13 protein-coding genes and 1 pseudogene are annotated in these 16,366 nt (G+C 60.5%); 6 read left to right on the top strand and 8 right to left on the bottom strand.

Features of this window, described 5'->3' with window-relative positions:
* Positions 1-118 precede the first annotated feature (118 nt).
* Positions 119-1,183 carry a class II fructose-bisphosphate aldolase gene (gene fba, locus BBG20_RS15235; protein WP_053128086.1) on the top strand — a complete coding sequence of 355 codons (1,065 nt, stop codon included), beginning with the start codon at positions 119-121 and terminating at the stop codon, positions 1,181-1,183.
* Between the two features lie 60 nt (positions 1,184-1,243).
* Here the strand turns inward: fba and BBG20_RS15230 are convergent.
* Positions 1,244-1,537: pseudogene (locus BBG20_RS15230) on the bottom strand (fructose-bisphosphate aldolase).
* 767 nt (positions 1,538-2,304) lie between these two features.
* Here BBG20_RS15230 and BBG20_RS32565 point away from each other — a divergent pair.
* The gene (locus BBG20_RS32565) at positions 2,305-2,868 is read left to right on the top strand and encodes a hypothetical protein (RefSeq protein ID WP_141697289.1); all 564 of its coding nucleotides are present in this window, start codon (positions 2,305-2,307) and stop codon (positions 2,866-2,868) included.
* Between the two features lie 330 nt (positions 2,869-3,198).
* Here the strand turns inward: BBG20_RS32565 and BBG20_RS15225 are convergent, their stop codons facing one another.
* On the bottom strand, positions 3,199-3,864 hold the full coding sequence (locus BBG20_RS15225; RefSeq protein ID WP_065904839.1) for a polysaccharide lyase family 7 protein: 666 nt from the start codon (positions 3,862-3,864) through the stop codon (positions 3,199-3,201).
* A 312-nt stretch (positions 3,865-4,176) separates the two neighbouring features.
* Between BBG20_RS15225 and BBG20_RS15220 the strand changes: the two genes are divergently transcribed.
* Genes BBG20_RS15220 through BBG20_RS15210 form a run of 3 tightly spaced genes read left to right on the top strand, consistent with a single transcriptional unit; the run spans position 4,177 to position 7,142 of the window.
* A complete protein-coding gene (locus BBG20_RS15220; protein WP_065904837.1) occupies positions 4,177-6,282 on the top strand; it encodes a putative bifunctional diguanylate cyclase/phosphodiesterase in 2,106 nt (701 codons plus the stop codon).
* A gap of 43 nt (positions 6,283-6,325) precedes the next feature.
* Positions 6,326-6,826, top strand: a complete 501-nt coding sequence (locus tag BBG20_RS15215; RefSeq protein WP_010207148.1) for a M48 metallopeptidase family protein — start codon at positions 6,326-6,328, stop codon at positions 6,824-6,826.
* Between the two features lie 19 nt (positions 6,827-6,845).
* Complete coding sequence (locus BBG20_RS15210; protein WP_065904835.1) at positions 6,846-7,142, top strand: winged helix-turn-helix domain-containing protein; 297 nt, start codon at positions 6,846-6,848, stop codon at positions 7,140-7,142.
* Between the two features lie 154 nt (positions 7,143-7,296).
* On the opposite strand, the gene BBG20_RS15205 is transcribed toward BBG20_RS15210, so the two are convergent.
* Complete coding sequence (locus tag BBG20_RS15205) at positions 7,297-7,749, bottom strand: GNAT family N-acetyltransferase (RefSeq protein WP_065904833.1); 453 nt, start codon at positions 7,747-7,749, stop codon at positions 7,297-7,299.
* A 192-nt stretch (positions 7,750-7,941) separates the two neighbouring features.
* Between BBG20_RS15205 and BBG20_RS15200 the strand changes: the two genes are divergently transcribed.
* On the top strand, positions 7,942-8,679 hold the full coding sequence (locus BBG20_RS15200; protein WP_065904827.1) for a substrate-binding periplasmic protein: 738 nt from the start codon (positions 7,942-7,944) through the stop codon (positions 8,677-8,679).
* Positions 8,680-8,730: 51 nt separating this feature from the next.
* On the opposite strand, the gene yccS is transcribed toward BBG20_RS15200, so the two are convergent.
* The 5 genes from yccS to BBG20_RS15175 form a co-directional block, all read right to left on the bottom strand.
* Positions 8,731-10,914 (bottom strand): YccS family putative transporter, encoded by a 2,184-nt coding sequence (gene yccS / locus BBG20_RS15195; protein WP_065904826.1) that lies wholly within the window; start codon positions 10,912-10,914, stop codon positions 8,731-8,733.
* Between the two features lie 202 nt (positions 10,915-11,116).
* The gene (locus BBG20_RS15190; protein ID WP_065904825.1) at positions 11,117-12,295 is read right to left on the bottom strand and encodes a BaiN/RdsA family NAD(P)/FAD-dependent oxidoreductase; all 1,179 of its coding nucleotides are present in this window, start codon (positions 12,293-12,295) and stop codon (positions 11,117-11,119) included.
* Between the two features lie 160 nt (positions 12,296-12,455).
* The gene (dbpA, locus tag BBG20_RS15185) at positions 12,456-13,793 is read right to left on the bottom strand and encodes an ATP-dependent RNA helicase DbpA (protein WP_232005461.1); all 1,338 of its coding nucleotides are present in this window, start codon (positions 13,791-13,793) and stop codon (positions 12,456-12,458) included.
* Between the two features lie 177 nt (positions 13,794-13,970).
* Positions 13,971-15,398: a multidrug transporter subunit MdtD gene (gene mdtD, locus BBG20_RS15180; protein WP_065904823.1), complete on the bottom strand. Its 1,428-nt coding sequence runs from the start codon at positions 15,396-15,398 to the stop codon at positions 13,971-13,973.
* 36 nt (positions 15,399-15,434) lie between these two features.
* The gene (locus BBG20_RS15175) at positions 15,435-16,325 is read right to left on the bottom strand and encodes an alpha/beta fold hydrolase (protein WP_065904821.1); all 891 of its coding nucleotides are present in this window, start codon (positions 16,323-16,325) and stop codon (positions 15,435-15,437) included.
* Positions 16,326-16,366: the final 41 nt, after the last annotated feature.

Genomic DNA, 16,366 nt, shown 5'->3' with positions numbered 1-16,366 from the left:
CAGCAATAACGATTCAGCCGGTCAGATGCACTCACCCTGACCTGCAATAACTTGAATAGCAGCCGCCGCTACGGCAGGCTTGCACGATTAACGACCCTCGACCGGGAGAGACAACACAATGGCACTTATCAGCATGCGTCAAATGCTGGACCACGCAGCCGAGTTCGGCTACGGCGTCCCAGCCTTTAACGTCAACAACCTTGAGCAGATGCGCGCCATCATGGAAGCCGCTGACAAGACAGACTCCCCGGTGATCGTCCAGGCTTCGGCCGGTGCGCGCAAATACGCCGGTGCCCCGTTCCTGCGTCACCTGATCCTCGCCGCGATCGAAGAATTCCCGCATATCCCGGTGTGCATGCACCAGGACCACGGCACCAGCCCGGACGTGTGCCAGCGCTCCATCCAGCTGGGCTTCAGCTCGGTGATGATGGACGGCTCCCTCGGTGAAGACGGCAAGACCCCGACCGACTACGAATACAACGTACGCGTCACCCAACAAACCGTGGCCATGGCTCACGCCTGCGGCGTTTCGGTTGAGGGCGAGCTGGGCTGCCTGGGTTCCCTGGAAACCGGCATGGCCGGTGAAGAAGACGGCATCGGCGCCGAAGGCGTGCTGGATCACAGCCAGATGCTGACTGACCCGGAAGAAGCCGCCGACTTCGTCAAGAAGACCCAGGTTGATGCCCTGGCCATCGCCATCGGCACCAGCCACGGCGCCTACAAGTTCACCAAGCCGCCTACCGGCGACGTGCTGGCCATCGACCGCATCAAGGAAATCCACAAGCGCATCCCTAACACCCACCTGGTGATGCACGGCTCTTCCTCGGTTCCGCAAGAGTGGCTGGCGATCATCAACCAGTACGGCGGTGACATCAAAGAAACCTACGGCGTACCGGTTGAAGAAATCGTCGAGGGCATCAAGTACGGCGTGCGCAAGGTCAACATCGACACCGACCTGCGCCTGGCCTCCACCGGTGCGATGCGTCGCCTGATGGCCACCAACCCGAGCGAATTTGACCCACGCAAATTCTTCGGCGCTACCGTGACTGCGATGCGTGATGTGTGTATTGCTCGCTACGAAGCGTTCGGCACCGCCGGTAACGCTTCGAAGATCAAGCCGGTTTCGTTGGAAGCGATGTACCAGCGATATTTGAAAGGTGAGTTGAACGCTAAGGTGAACTGAGCCTCAGGCGTTTAAAAAGAAGCCCGCAGCGATGCGGGCTTTTTTGTTTATGGAATTTGATCAGGCGACGGTGGAGCTGTCGAAACCCCGGTGTTCAATCACCCGGAATACATCGCTCACGTCCTAGACGAGAATACGTGCGGTATTGGCCACGTTATTCAGATCACGCTCGGCGAAGTCCGGCAGGCTGGAGCAGGCGATCAGGTTGAGGTGTTCAAGGGCGGCGTTGAGGCGTTCACGCAGGCAGGCGTGAAGGTCGAGCAGTGGGGCGTTGCTGTCGATCAGGAGCACGGGGTAATCGGTGGCGGTTTCCGTGCAAGGGGTGAAGCGGCGGGGTGGTAGTTGATCGTTCATGGCAAATATTCCTCGTATCTAAAAAGGACTACCGCCGTTCGCTGCGAAACGAAAGGGTGGTAGCTGTGTGCGGGTTCGCAGACCGAGGATACGAGGAACCCGGCAGACCCGAAGGTCTCCCACACACAGCCACCATAAAGTGAACGCCGGACGCAGAAGCGCTCGTCGTTGCATTCATGATGCTTGGTTGCACACGTATCGTTAGGGCTGCGAAACCCCATCGCCGATCAATACCAGCGACGGGGCGAACTATAAGCGGCGAGTAGGCTTGCTGCAACGGCCGCGTAGGACGAGCACCGAATCCTCAGCCTGCACAGAACAAGGGAGAGGGCAGCCCTAATACCGATCAGTTAAGCGTACTTGCCTTCTGTAGGAGCGAGCTTGCTCGCGAAAAACGTCAACGGTAACGCGTGCATCCTGGATAAATGCGGTGCCTGTGAGTTCTTCGCGAGCAAGCTCGCTCCTACAGAGGGCGGTGGTGGGTTTAAGTGCTTGGATTTAGCAGGGAATCAGCCTTGCACTCATCAGACAATGCCTACTCGAAATGAGGCCAATCCATTCACTCGTGACCATAAGCGCTATCGAACTTTTGTTATCAAGTGCTTTATTGGGTATAAATTTAATTTCGAAACCCTCTAAAAAACTGTCAGTTATAACAGGTGTTTTTGGGGAGGGTGTTTTCTATTATAGGTGCGGCAATTGATTTGCGGTTTTTGAAGTGTCCCATGTTTTCAAATTATAATTTTTTATTTTCATGGAGGTGTTTTATGAGCTCTTCTGATGTCGAACAATCATTTACCGGCCGATTGAAGTATATGTATGCCAGTGACTCAAAGAGGGCGGCGGTTACTTTCAAAACGTTGGTGGCGACCAGTAATCCCGATGGTTCGAATGCACGTGCTCAACCGAAAATTAGTGAGTATTTGTGTGCTAATACGTTTGAGAGTGAAGGTGCGCTTCTCTATTTTCGCTGTGTTGAAGGGGCCTATGTCATTTATAGTCGCGATCAAAATCAGCAGTATGGAAAATGCATAGGTTTATATAAAAAATACCTTTGTGTCGGGGACACTACAAGTAATTTTGATATTGCGACTTATGATGAATCCTATAAAAATCAAGTTAAATTTGATTTGACGAAGGTTGATGCTGGTGTGAGCACTGTAAAAATCAGCTTGAACTCTTTAAGTGAAGGAATAGTGGGGGTGTATGAGCAGGTTGATGTTGCAGGCTGTTGGTGGGGGTATTTATATGCCCAAGGTCGCAGAGGGGGCGTGGGGTTTGAATTGACCATCGTTGAGCGGAATGTCGACTGGGTATCGAAATCGCAGTGATCGATTGTCTGTTGAGTGAGTAGGGCGTTCGTTCTGGCAGCAAACCCTTTCGCCAGTCAATACCAGCGACGGGGCGAACTATAAGAAGCGGCGAGTAGGCTTGCCCTATTGCCGATCAGTTAAGCGTACTTGCCTTCTTCTGTAGGAGCGAGCTTGCTCGCGAAAAACGTCAACGGTAACGCGTGCATCCTGGATAAATGCGGTGCCTGTGAGTTCTTCGCGAGCAAGCTCGCTCCTACAGAGGGCGGTGGTGGTTTAAGTGCTTGGATTTACCAGGGAATCAGCCTTGCACTCATCCGACAATGCCTACTCGAAATGAGGCTAATCCATTCACTCGTGATCAATATCCAACTTCGCAAACGTCACCTTTGCGCCTTCCTTGCTATTCCCGCTGTTGTCCTGCACATAAGCGCCCGCCTTGAAGTACAGCGGCTTGGCCGCCCACGCCGCGCCGATGCGCTCGTTCCACTCACCGTCGGCGGCATACACACTCAGCAGCCCGGCCTTGTTCAGGTTGATGACGTAGGTGAAGGTTTTCTCCAGCGGCACATTGGAGGCGACGATGATCACCCGGCCTTCGTCCTCGTCCGGGCGCATGCGCACTTTGGCGACGATGTTGCCGGTCTGGGTTTTTTCCTTGAATTGATACTCCAGCTTGATCAGCGGTTTCTGGCTGTCATAGGCGTGAATCTGGCCGATGACGATCTTGCCGCTGGAGGGCACCTGGTTGACGGCCAGGGTGGCGCGCAGGAAATTGTCGGCGTCGGGGTAGGTCCAGTTGCGCAAGCGGCCGTCGGCGTAGGTTTCGCGCAGTTCGCTGCGCGGGTAGACGGCGTTTTCGGTGCGGGTACCGGTGACGGGGGTCCAGAATTGTACGTTGCTGCCTTCGGCCTGGAAATATTGGTCCTTGAAGCCGCTAAGCAGTTTCGGGGTGTCGATGGTCGCGGGGGGCGAGCCAACGGGAATGCTCAGGTTCCAGGTAGAGAGGTCGATCATGGCGTAGGCCTTTTTACAGAGGGGTGTAGGCTATGGCCCTTAGGCCAGACAGGTTCTTTATAGGCCGTAGTCCTCCGCTTGTTAATTAACCGCTGGCAAATTATTGGCGCCAGAGGAATGCCAAAAAGCCATGTTTCCCATGAACCGTGGGCTGCAGGCACTGACCGTTAGTCGGCTTCCTGAGCTTTGGCGCAATGATGGCACTGAGGTTACTTCTGATTTTTCGGAACCGGGGCTAGAGTGAGGCCTCAGTGTTTGTCCGGGTTTTCTCCCAGAAGTGACCGGAGTGGGCTCCCAAGGAAGAGATGTAGCATGGAATGCGCTCCACACCACGGCGATAGCAGTTCGGTTCTTTTGGTGGTCGATGACTACCCGGAAAACCTGATCAGCATGCGCGCACTTTTGCAGCGGGAAGACTGGCAGGTAGTCACCGCCGGTTCCGGCCTGGAAGCCCTTGAGTTGCTGCTGGTACATGAGGTCGACCTGGTGTTGCTCGACGTAATGATGCCCGGCATGGACGGCTTTGAAGTCGCGCGCCTGATGCGCGGCAGCCAGCGCACCCGCATGACGCCGATCATCTTCCTGAGTGCCAATGCCCAATCCCCTGCCGCTGTGCTGGAAGGCTACGCCAGTGGCGCCATCGACTACCTGTTCAAACCCTTCGACCCGCATATCCTCAAGCCCAAGGTCCAGGCGTTGCTCGAGCACCAGCGTAACCGCCGGGCCTTGCAGCGCCTGAGTCATGACCTGGAATCGGCGCGCGCCTTCAACGCCTCGGTACTGGATAACGCCGCCGAAGGCATCCTGGTGGTGAGCGAAGGTGGGGTGATCGAATACGCCAACCCGGCGATCTCGCGCCTGCTCAATGCCACGATCCATGAGCTGCAGGGCCAGGAATTCCTCGGCTTCCTGCAAAAACCGCATGTCCCTACGTGGCTGGAGTCGCAGATGTATGCCGGGTTTCGCAAAGGCGAAACCTGGCGCCTGCACGACGCCATCCTGCGCACCGGCCGTGGCCAGCAAGTGCCGGTGGCGTTGTCGTGTGCGCCGTTGCCGACCGAACAGAAGGCCATGGTGGTGACCGTGCTGGACATGTCCGAGGTGCGTCACCTGCATCAGCAGTTGGAGTTCCAGGCGGTCACCGACCCGCTGACAGGCCTGCTGAACCGGCGCGGCTTCTACCAGACCGTCGAGAACACCTTGCTGCGCAGCGAGCGCGCGGAACATTGCCTGGTGCTGCTCTATCTGGATCTCGATGGCTTCAAACGAGTCAACGACTCCCTGGGTCATGACGCCGGCGACCGGGTGCTGCGCTGGGTCTCGGAGCAATTGCAGGGTTGCCTGCGCTCCGGTGACATTCTGGGCCGCATGGGTGGGGATGAATTTACCGCGTTGCTGGAGCTGGAATTCCCGGAGCAGGCGGCGAAGATTGCGGAAAAACTGATCGACCGGGTTTCGATTTGCCAGCAGGTGGATGGCCTGGATGTGATGCTGGGTGTGAGCATTGGTATCGCGATCTTTCCGGACTGTGGTTCGGACCTCAATGGCCTGCTGCGCGCTGCCGACATCGCCATGTACGAAGCCAAGCGTGCGGGGCGTCAGCAATATCGCTATTACGATCAGGAAATGAACGGCCGCGCGCGTTCGCGCCTGATGCTCGAAGACAGCGTGCGCACCGCCATACAAAACAAGGACTTCACCCTGGTGTACCAGCCTCAGGTGTCGCTGGCAGACGGGCGTCTGCGCGGCGTCGAGGCGCTGTTGCGCTGGCAGCACCCGAGTGTCGGCGATGTGCCGCCGGGGTTGTTCCTGCCATTGTTGGAAGAGGCACGGCTGATCAGCCAATTGAGTGCCTGGATCTACCAGCAGGTCGCCGCCCAGCGCCAGGCGTGGCAAGCCACGTTCGACGATGAGCTGGTGTTGAGCGTGAGCCTGAGCAGCAGCCAGTTCAATATGCCCAACCTGGCCAACCAACTGCAGCAGGTACTCGAGCGACATGGGCTGCAGGCGCGGCAGCTGGAGGTGGAAATCGGCGAGGACTGCTTGATGAGCAACCTGGAAGAGTCCGCCAAACAGCTCAAGTTGCTGCGTCGGATCGGCGTGCGCATTGCCCTCGATGACTTTGGCGCCGGCCAGTGCTCCCTGGCCCACCTGCGCGACCTGGCGTTCGACACACTCAAACTCGATCCGCAATTGGTCGCCCGCCTGCCGGGCTCGGCACGCGACGCGGCGATGGCGCGCAGCATCATCGAACTGTGCGGGCATTTTGATGTGCTGGTGGTGGCCGAAGGCGTGGAAACCGCCGAGCAAGCCCACTGGCTCAAGACCAATGGTTGCGCGTTTATCCAGGGTTCCTGGGCGGCGCAGCCGTTGATGGCCGAGGAAGTGGTCGACTGGTCACGCACTCGCTTGCGCTGAATTCGTTACACTGGCCACCTTCCGAATTCTGTTGCCATACCCCATGACCGCGCTGAAATACCTCCAGGCCTACCCCGCAGCCCTTCAAGAGCAAGTGCGCCAATTGATCGCCAAGGACCAATTGGGCGCCTACCTGGAGCAGCGGTACCCCGAACGCCATGCCGTGCAGAGCGACAAGGCCCTGTACGCGTATGCCCTGGCCTTGAAACAGGAACACCTGCGCAACGCGCCGGCCATCGACAAGGTGCTGTTCGATAACCGCCTGGACCTGACCCATCGCGCCCTCGGCCTGCACACCACGATTTCGCGGGTGCAGGGCGGCAACCTCAAGTCCAAGAAAGAGATTCGCATCGCCGCGCTGTTTAAAGAGGCCGCGCCGGAATTCCTGCGCATGATCGTGGTGCATGAGCTGGCACACTTCAAGGAATCGGACCACAACAAGGCGTTCTATAAACTCTGCGAATACATGATGCCCGGCTACCATCAGGTGGAATTCGACCTGCGGGTGTACCTCACGTATCGCGACCTGCAGGGCAAACCCTGACCGCACAAGGCGACCGACCATGGATGTGAGCAAGACCAAGAGCAGCTTCTACCGCCGCCTGTACGTGGCCTACCTGATCGACAGCGGCCAGGCCAGCAGCGTACCGGCCCTGACCGACGCCACCGGTATGCCCCGGCGCACCGCGCAGGACACGATTGCGGCGTTGGCGGACCTGGATATCGTGTGTGAGTTCGAGCAGGAAGACGGCGCCCGCAACCATGCCGGGCATTACCGGATTCGCGACTGGGGTGCGATTGATCGGCGGTGGATCGAGGCGAATCTGGCGTCGGTGAAGCAGGTGCTGGGGTATCCCTGAAGGTCGGTGGTGAGTGCGCTGGCGCCATCGCAGGCAAGCCAGCTCCCACAGGGATCGCGAGGGGCCAACCCCTATCGCTTATGCCGCCGCTTCGCTGAAGCTTGATTGGCTGCTCCCAACTTTTGATGTGTGGGAGCTGCCTGCGATGAGGCTCTCAGTCGCGGCGCATGCCGATGTGTGGAATGTCATCTTCCAGATACTCCTCACCCGCCACCACAAAGCCATACTGCCCGTAATAGCCCTGCAGGTGCGCCTGGGCCGAGAGAAAAATTGGCGTCTCGGGCCAGATATCAGCGATTTGCTTGAGCGCCTCGGTCATCATCCGATGCCCCAGCCCGGTGCCGCGCGCCACCGGTGCGACGATCACGCGGCCGATCACCACATCACCACCCTGGGACTCCGGGTCCAGCAGGCGCAGGTAGGCCACCAGTTCATTGTCCTGCCAGGCCATGAGGTGATGGGTGTCGCCCGACAAGTCCTGCCCGTCGAGGTCCTGGTAAATGCATTTCTGCTCGACGACAAACACTTCGTTGCGCAGGCGCATGATGGCGTATAGCTGCTCTTTGCCCAGCTCGTCGTGATGTTTGCAGACCCAATCAACTGTCATGGTGTGTTCTCGCATAAGTGTCAGGTCTGGATAGTAAGCGCGGCGGGTGAGTCTGTCTAAATCAGCTATTTTTGTGAGTGAAATCAATTTGCCATCATTGAGTGCATTCGCTGCCCGTTTCTTTGTGTAATCTGAGCTACTGTTAGAACCTCAGGCACCGCCTGGAACAAGTGCCCGCCAAGGACTTTGAGCATGCTGCGATTCACTCGTGTCGTTGCTTTGATTGGAGTGGTGTTGCTGGCGACGCCTGCGTTCGCTCAGCGTCTGCGCCTGGTGGCGGATGCCTGGCCACCCTTTACCGATGCCACCTTGATCAACGGCGGGCTGGCCACCGACATTGTCAGCACCGCCCTGGCTCGCGCGGGCTACGCCAGCGATTTCGAACAGGTGCCCTGGGCCCGTGCGCTGATGGGCGTCGGCGATGGCCGCTATGACGTGCTGGTCAATGCCTGGTACGACGATGCCCGTACGAAACTGGGCCAGTTCTCCGGCGAATACCTGCTCAACCGTGTGCGCTTCATCAAGCGCCACGACGACCCCATCGACTTCCAGACCCTTGAGCAACTGCACGACTACCCCGTCGCGGTGGTGCGCGGCTATGCCTATTCGGCGGCGTTCGATGCGGATGCACAGTTGCAGAAAGTCCCTGTGCATAACTTCGCCATGGCCGTGCGCATGCTCGCGGCGCAGCGGGTGCGGCTGACAGTGGAAGATGAATACGTGGCGCGCTATTACCTGGCGCGCGAATCGGCGCGGGTGCGCAATGCGGTGGAGTTTCTACCCAAGCCGCTGAGTGAAAACAGCCTGCATATTTTGGTCAGCCTGAAGAACCCGCAGCATGAGCAGATCGTTGCCAGCTTTGATCGGGAGATTGCCAAGATGAAGGCTGATGGCAGTTATGCGCGATTGATGCGGCAGCATGGGATGTAGCGTCCTTGGGGGCCCTATCGCCGGCAAGCCGGCGCCTACGGGGGTAGCGACCTAAGCCGCGCGGGTGTCTTTGATCAAATGCGCCGCCAAGGTGCGCAACGGCCCCAGCTGCCGGCAGATCAGCGCCAACTGCGTCTGCACCAGCCGCTGGCCTTCATCGATCTCATCCGGCATCTGCTCCAGGTCCGCCGCCAGCGCTTCTTCGGCATCGCTCTGGATCGCAATCGGCTGCTTGTTCGCCAGCCCGGTGGCAATTTCATCAATGCTCGCCGCCAGGCTGTTACCGGCACCGTCGATCAAATGCTCGCGTACTTCGGCTGGCAGCTGGGTTTCGCGGTGCGCGCCCAGGCCCGACAAGTAGCTGAGCAAGGTGTGCGACAACACCAGGAAGCGGAAGCCCACATCGGCCTCCTTACGAAAGTGTCCGGGCTCCATCAGCATATTCGCCAGGGTGGTGGACAGGGCTGCATCGGCGTTGTGCGCATTGCGCCGGGCCAGTCGGTAAGCGAGGTCGTCGCTCTTGCCGGCGGCGTATTGCTGCATGATCTGGCGCAGGTAGATGCTGTTGCAGGTCAGGGTGTTGGCCAGCACTTTGTTCAGGCGTCGGCCCTGCCAGTCCGGCAGGAACAGGAACACCGCCAGGCCGGCGATCAGGCTGCCGAGCAAGGTATCGAACAGGCGCGGCAGGAACAGCCCGTACCCATCGCCCACCTGGTTGAAGCAGAACAGCACCATCAGGGTGATTGCCGCCGTGGCCAGGGTGTAGCGCGTGGTGCGGTTGATAAAGAACACCAGGCCGGCGGCGATGGCGAACATCGATTGCACCAGCGGGCTGGGGAACAGATCAAACAGTGCCCAGGCCACGGTGAGGCCGATGGCGGTGCCGATGATCCGCTGGCCGAGTTTGCGCCGGGTCGCGCCGTAGTTGGGCTGGCACACGAACAGGGTGGTGAGGATGATCCAGTAGCCTTGAGAGGCGTGGATCGCGTGGAGCATGCCGTAGCCGACGGTCAAGGCGAGGGCCAGGCGCAAGGCGTGGCGAAACAGCAGCGACGTCGGCGTGAGCTGGGTGCGCAGGCGCGTCCACATTTCCTTGAGGTTGCGCGGCGCACGGTCCAGCAGGTTGCTGTCGGTGGCGTCGGCCAGGGCGTCGGGGTTGCTGGCGTCGCCGAGCAGGCGGTCGAGGGTCGACAGGTTGGCCGCCAGGGCGCGCAACGAGCGCAGCAGGCCGCGCCAGGCCGGGTTGCTCTGGATGCGCAGGTGTTCCAGCGATGCGTTCAGGTCGCCCAGGGCCTCGGCGAAGCTGTCGTCATAGATGAACGGCTGGCGCAGTTGGATCGACTCGGCCAGGGCCTGGCACGCCTTGCCTTGCTGGCGCAGCAGGCGCTGGCAGCGGAACAGCACATCGCTGTGGAAGAACGCCTCGGCCAGGGCGTTGTAGGGATAATGCGATGAGCTGGCGCGCTCGTGGATGTCCTGGGCCAGGAAGTACAGCTTCAGGTAGCGACTGACCTTCGAGCCTGGGCGACCATTGCCCACACGGTGCAGGATGATTTCCTTCGCCGCATTCAGCGCCGCGACCACCCGGCCGTTCTGCTGGGCCAATTCCAGGCGGCGCGCTTCCACGTCCAGCTGGCGGATCGGTTCGAACAGGGATGACTTGAGCTTGAGGTAGCGCCCCAGTTCGCGGAACAACCGCGCCAGGCTCTGCTGCACCGGCTGGTTGGAAAACAGCGCCTGCCACAGCACCGAAAGCACGCCATACCAGGCAGCTCCCGCCACCAGCAGCAGCGGTTCGTGCCAGAAATCGGAAACCGCGCCACCGCGCTGGTCCACGCCGATCATGGTGTAGACCGACAGGATCAGCGTCGCCGACGCAATCGCCCCGTAGCGCTCGCCGAGGGCGCCGAGCATGGTCAGGCAGAAACTGGCCAGCGCCAGGGCAATCGCGAAGATCCAGGGGTAGGGGAACAGCAACTCCACCGACAGCGCGGCAATGCTGAAACACACCAGCGTCACCGCCAGGGCATTCAGGCGGCCTTGCCAACTGTCGTCGGTCTCGGCCAGGGCGCTGGCGATAATCCCCAGGAACAGCGGGATCAGCAGCGTCATTTCATCCTGGTACCAGCACAGCGCCATGCTGCCGGTGAGGGCGATGAATACCCGAACGCTGTAACTGAATTTATCCAGCGCCCACAGGCGCCGCATGGACTGCTTGAACGAGGTCGATGACATGAAGGCTGGAGTCTTCCGGGACGATGCCGCTAAATTGAGCCATCAGTGACGTCACGGCAAGCGTAGCGATCACATCTCATTGCATATTTTTGAGTGCCACCCCAAAACGAATGTGGGAGCTGGCTTGCCTGCGATGACGGCGGTGAATTCACCACCGCTATCGCAGGCACGCCAGCTCCCACAGTTTGACCGAGTACGCGCTTCAGGCGTACTGCGCGGCGGCGTAGCCGGATGCCCACGCCCACTGGAAATTGAACCCGCCCAGGTGACCGGTCACATCCAGCACTTCCCCAATGAAGTACAACCCGGGGCTTTTCAGCGACTCCATGGTTTTCGACGAGACTTCCCGCGTGTCCACGCCACCCAGCGTCACCTCGGCGGTGCGATAGCCTTCGGTGCCCGCCGGCACCAGTTGCCAGCTCGCGAGTTTTTGCGCGATATCGGCCACTTCGGCGTGGGTGTATTGCTTCATGGGCTTGGACACGAACCAGGTTTCCGCCAGCAGGTTGGCCATCTTCTTGGTGAAGATCTCTCCCAGCAGGGTTTTCAACTCGCTGTTGGGACGCTCGACTTGTTGCTCCTGCAGCCAGCTGTGAGCGTCGTGATCGGGCAGCAGGTTGATCTCCACGGTATCGCCGGACTCCCAGTACGAGGAAATCTGCAGGATCGCCGGGCCGCTCAGGCCACGGTGGGTAAACAGGAGGTTCTCGCGAAAGCTCTGGCCGTTGCAGCTAACCAGGCAATCCACCGAGGTCCCGGACAGCTCGCCGCACAATTCCTTGAGCTGGTCGGTGATGGTGAACGGCACCAGGCCCGCGCGGGTCGGCAGCAGCTCGTGACCGAACTGCTTGGCCACCTGATAACCAAAGCCGGTGGCGCCAAGTGTCGGAATCGACAGGCCGCCTGTGGCAATCACCAGAGACTCGCAGCGCAACTCACCCAGGGTGGTCTGCAGCTGATAGCCGTTGTCGAGCTTGGCGATCTCTTCGATAGAGGTGTCCAGGTGCAGGCTCACGCCGGTCTGCATGCACTCATCCAGGAGCATGCCGAGGATGTCGCTGGACTTGTTGTCGCAGAACAGCTGGCCGAGTTTTTTCTCGTGGTATGGCACGCCGTGCTTGGCCACGAGCCCGATGAAATCCCACTGGGTATAGCGGGCCAGGGCGGATTTGCAGAAGTGTGCGTTGTGCGAGAGGAAGTTGGCCGGCTCGGTGTACATATTGGTGAAGTTGCAGCGGCCACCACCGGACATCAGGATCTTCTTGCCGGCCTTGTTGGCATGGTCGATCAACATCACCTTGCGCCCACGCCCGGCGGCGGTCAGTGCGCACATCAAGCCTGCGGCGCCGGCGCCAATGATCACAACTTCGGTCGAGCGCACAGCAATGTCCTCATACAAATTCTGGATTGGAATACAGTCAAATGTGGGAGCGGGCTTGCTCGCGAATGCGCAGTGTCAGCCACCGAATCTGTCGACTGATACACCGCATTCGCGAGCAAGCCCGCTCCCACATTTTTGATCTCGGTATCGCTTGAGATCTTTACAGGATCCGCACGCGCAGCGAACGGCCTTTGATCTTGCCGTCGTTCAAGCGCTGCAGCGCCTGCTTGGCGATCCCACGCTCCACGGCCACGAAGGCCTGGAAGTCGAAGATCGCGATCTTGCCGACCTGGGCACCCGGGATGCCCGCTTCACCGGTCAAGGCGCCGAGGATATCGCCCGGGCGAACCTTGTCCTTACGGCCGGCGGCGATGCACAGGGTGCTCATCTGCGGCAGCAGCGGGCCGCCGCTTTGTGGCTTGAGGTTGTCCAGCTGGTCCCAGTTCAGCGGCGATTTCTGCAGCTGCTCGATGGCCTGGGCGCGGTGTGCCTCGGACGGTGCTACCAGGCTGATGGCGATGCCGGTCTCACCCGCGCGCCCGGTACGGCCGACGCGGTGGATGTGGATTTCCGAGTCACGGGCCAGCTCGACGTTGATCACCATGTCCAGCGAGTCAATGTCCAGGCCACGGGCGGCAACGTCGGTGGCGACCAGTACCGAGGTGCTGCGGTTGGCAAACATTGCCAGCACCTGGTCACGGTCGCGCTGCTCCAGGTCGCCATGCAGGCCGACGGCGGAAATGCCCTTGGCCGTCAGGTGATCCACGGTTTCCTGCACCTGCTGCTTGGTGAAGCAGAACGCCACGCAGGACGCCGGGCGGAAATGCGCCAGCACCTTGGTCACGGCGTCCATGCGTTCTTCCGGGGAAATCTCGTAGAAACGCTGCTCGATCTGGTCGTCGGAGTGAAACGCCTCGGCCTTCACTTGCTGCGGCGCACGCATGAATTTCGACGCCAGCTGCTTGATGCTCACCGGGTAGGTGGCCGAGAACAGCAGGGTCTGGCGACGGGCCGGGGTCTTGCTGATGATGTCTTCGATGGCGTCGTAGAAACCCATGTCGAGCATGCGGTCAGCTTCATCGAGGATCAGCGTGTTCAAGCCGTCGAGTACCAGTGAGCCTTTGCGCAAGTGCTGCTGGATCCGGCCCGGGGTGCCGACGATGACGTGGGCGCCATGTTCCAGGGAAGCGATCTGCGGGCCGAGGGACACGCCGCCGCACAGGGTCAGGACCTTGATGTTGTCTTCGGCGCGGGCCAGGCGGCGGATTTCCTTGGCGACCTGGTCGGCCAGCTCGCGGGTCGGGCACATCACCAGGGCCTGGCAGCCGAAGTAGCGCGGGTTGATCGGGTTCAGCAGGCCGATGCCGAAGGCCGCGGTCTTGCCGCTGCCGGTCTTGGCCTGGGCGATCAGGTCCAGCCCCTTGAGGATCACCGGCAAGCTTTGCGCCTGGATCTGCGTCATCTCGACATAACCCAGCGAGTCGAGGTTAGCCAGCATGGCGGCGGAAAGCGGCAAAGTATTAAAAGCGGTGGCGATGGTAGTCACGGGACTGGCTCTGCAAAACAAAATGTTGCGCAGTGTAGCAGCCCCCCGTGGGTTTTTTCGCATGTTCCAGACAAGGGGATGGGGGACAGCGGCAACTGATGAGCTGCAAGCGGCACGCTTGCAGCGGCTTCAATGCTCGATGTCGTGCTCGCGGCTGACCACGCGTTTGCCGTCTTTGGGCGACAGCTGCAGGAAGATCGCAGCGGCCAGCATCGCCATGATGCCCACGGTCAGGAAGGTCAGCTGGAAGGCGCCGAGCACACTATCGACCCCGTCGTTGCCGGCTTCGGCAGTAAAGCCACCGAGCAGCGCGCCGGCACAGGCCACCCCCAGGCTCAGGGACAACTGCGCCACCACCGAGAGCAAACTGTTGCCGCTGCTGGCCTGGGCGTCGTCGAGGTCGATCAGGGTGACGGTGTTCATCGCGGTGAATTGCAGCGAGTTGATCGCGCCCAGTATCGCCAGCATGCCCAGCAGCAGTGGGTAGGGCGTGTGTTCACTGACCAGGCCCATGCTCGCGAGCATGATGCCCAGGGCCAGGGTATTGCCGGTCAGCACCACCCGGTAACCCAGGCGCTCGATCAGCGGCCGGGCGATGGACTTGGCAAACATCGCCGCCGCCGCCAGCGGCAGCATGCTCATGCCGGCTTCGGACGGCGAGTAGCCCAGCGCTACCTGCAACAGCAACGGCACCAGGAACGGCAGGGCGCCGCTGCCCAGGCGCGCGAACAGGTTGCCGAGGATGCCCACGGCGAACGTGCGGGTCTTGAACAGCACGGGCGAAAACAGCGGGTTCTCGATATGCCCGGCGCGCAGCCAGTACGCCGCCAGGCACGCCAGCCCGCCGAACAGCAGCAACATCACGCGCAGGTGCGGCAAGTGCAGTTCGCCCAGGCCCTCCATGGCGATAGTGATCAGCACCATTGCCGCGCCGAACAGCAGAAACCCGACGCCATCAAAGCGCGTGCGCTCGCTGCCGCGCAGGTCGGGAATGAATTTCCACACGGCGTAGCAACCGATCATGCCCACCGGGAGGTTGATCAGGAAGATCCAGTGCCAGGTCAGGTATTGCACCATCCAGCCGCCCATGGTCGGGCCAAGCAGCGGGCCAAGCAGGCCGGGGATGGTGATGAAACCCATGATGCGCACCAGCTCGGAGCGGGGGTAGGCGCGCAGCACCACGAGCCGGCCGACCGGCAGCATCAGCGCGCCACCCAGGCCCTGGATCACCCGCGCGCCGACCAGCATGGTCAGGCTGCTCGACAGTGCACACAACAATGAGCCGATGCTGAACAGCATGATCGCGCCGAAAAAGATGCGTTTGGTGCCGAAGCGGTCGGCGACCCAGCCCGACGCCGGGATCAGCAAGGCGACGGTGAGCATGTAGGCGATCACCACCCCTTGCATGCGCAGCGGGTTCTCTGCGAGGTCGCGGGCCATGGCCGGCAATGCCGTGTTCAGAATCGTCCCATCCAGCGATTGCATGAAGAAGGCAATCGCGACCACCCAGGGTAGCCAGCGGGCGGTCTTGGCATCGAGAGGGGCGCGATTCGGCATAGGTGACCTTTTTGTTAGCAGGCTATGTGTCGGCGATTATGCGCCATCCGTCGCTCCTTTTCCCACTGGCGGTTCGTCTAAATCCGACATCGTTGCATGCTCTCCCACCAGGAAATCCAGCAAGGCACGGTGCACCGCCAGGGCCGCCTCACGGGATTCCAGGTCAAGCAAATGGCCGGTGTGTTCCGCCACGGCAAAGCTGCTGCGCCCGACATACTGTTTGAATAACCGGGCTTCGGCGGCGGGGGTGTATTCGTCCAGCGTGCCGTTGATGAAGTGCACCGGCGTCTCGATGCGGGTGAGGGCCGGCAGGTAGTTGCCATCCCCCAGGGCGAGTACCTGATGGATATGAAAGCGCGCCTGGCGGTATTCGGTGGTGGCCATGGTCGACAGGTGACGATGGTTGTTGCGCTTGAGGCGCGGCGACAGGTACTTGCCCACCGTCTCGTTGAGCAAGTGGCCGACGGCGGATTTGTCATCGGCCTCGATCAGCACGCGCACGCGCTCGACATAATCGAGCATTGCCTGGTTGAGGTTGGGTGCCAGGGCCATCACCACCGAGCTTTCGATGGAGGGCGGGTTGTGCGCCAGGGTCAGCAGTGTCGAGATGCCGCCCCAGGAGGCCGACACCAGGTGATTGACCTCGAAGCGTTCGACCAGGGCCCGCAGGATCTGCACCTCGTCGTCCTTGGTCACCAGGTCGAGGTCGGTGTTGTGTTCGCGCGAATAGCCGGAGAACGGCAGGTCGAACAGCAGCACATTGAAGTGCTCGGCCAGGCATTTGCTGGTCCGGGCAAAGGAGCGCGTGGTGGACAGCGCTCCATTGACCATCAGCACGGTGTTCTTTTCCGAATCGTTTCCCAGCTGCTCAACATGAACGTTGTAGTGCTTGAACAGCTTTTCAATGACAAAACTTCCATGGTTCATGTCAACGCTCCAGCTTGCCCAATCCAGGCAAGGTCGTGCAT

The organism is Pseudomonas aylmerensis (assembly GCF_001702265.1).
Classification (GTDB): domain Bacteria; phylum Pseudomonadota; class Gammaproteobacteria; order Pseudomonadales; family Pseudomonadaceae; genus Aquipseudomonas; species Aquipseudomonas aylmerensis.
Note: the sequence above shows the minus strand (reverse complement) of the source record. Positions and strands in the feature narration are given on the sequence as shown.

Bases quoted from the DNA above. Each gene is read 5' to 3' on its own strand.
- BBG20_RS32565 (WP_141697289.1), top strand. From the start codon at position 2,305: ATGAGCTCTTCTGATGTCGAACAATCATTTACCGGCCGATTGAAGTAT.
- BBG20_RS15225 (WP_065904839.1), bottom strand. From the start codon at position 3,864: ATGATCGACCTCTCTACCTGGAACCTGAGCATTCCCGTTGGCTCGCCC.
- yccS (WP_065904826.1), bottom strand. From the start codon at position 10,914: ATGTCATCGACCTCGTTCAAGCAGTCCATGCGGCGCCTGTGGGCGCTG.
- BBG20_RS15210 (WP_065904835.1), top strand. From the start codon at position 6,846: ATGGATGTGAGCAAGACCAAGAGCAGCTTCTACCGCCGCCTGTACGTG.
- BBG20_RS15220 (WP_065904837.1), top strand. From the start codon at position 4,177: ATGGAATGCGCTCCACACCACGGCGATAGCAGTTCGGTTCTTTTGGTG.
- BBG20_RS15205 (WP_065904833.1), bottom strand. From the start codon at position 7,749: ATGACAGTTGATTGGGTCTGCAAACATCACGACGAGCTGGGCAAAGAG.
- mdtD (WP_065904823.1), bottom strand. From the start codon at position 15,398: ATGCCGAATCGCGCCCCTCTCGATGCCAAGACCGCCCGCTGGCTACCC.
- fba (WP_053128086.1), top strand. From the start codon at position 119: ATGGCACTTATCAGCATGCGTCAAATGCTGGACCACGCAGCCGAGTTC.
- BBG20_RS15175 (WP_065904821.1), bottom strand. From the start codon at position 16,325: ATGAACCATGGAAGTTTTGTCATTGAAAAGCTGTTCAAGCACTACAAC.
- BBG20_RS15200 (WP_065904827.1), top strand. From the start codon at position 7,942: ATGCTGCGATTCACTCGTGTCGTTGCTTTGATTGGAGTGGTGTTGCTG.
- dbpA (WP_232005461.1), bottom strand. From the start codon at position 13,793: ATGCTGGCTAACCTCGACTCGCTGGGTTATGTCGAGATGACGCAGATC.
- BBG20_RS15215 (WP_010207148.1), top strand. From the start codon at position 6,326: ATGACCGCGCTGAAATACCTCCAGGCCTACCCCGCAGCCCTTCAAGAG.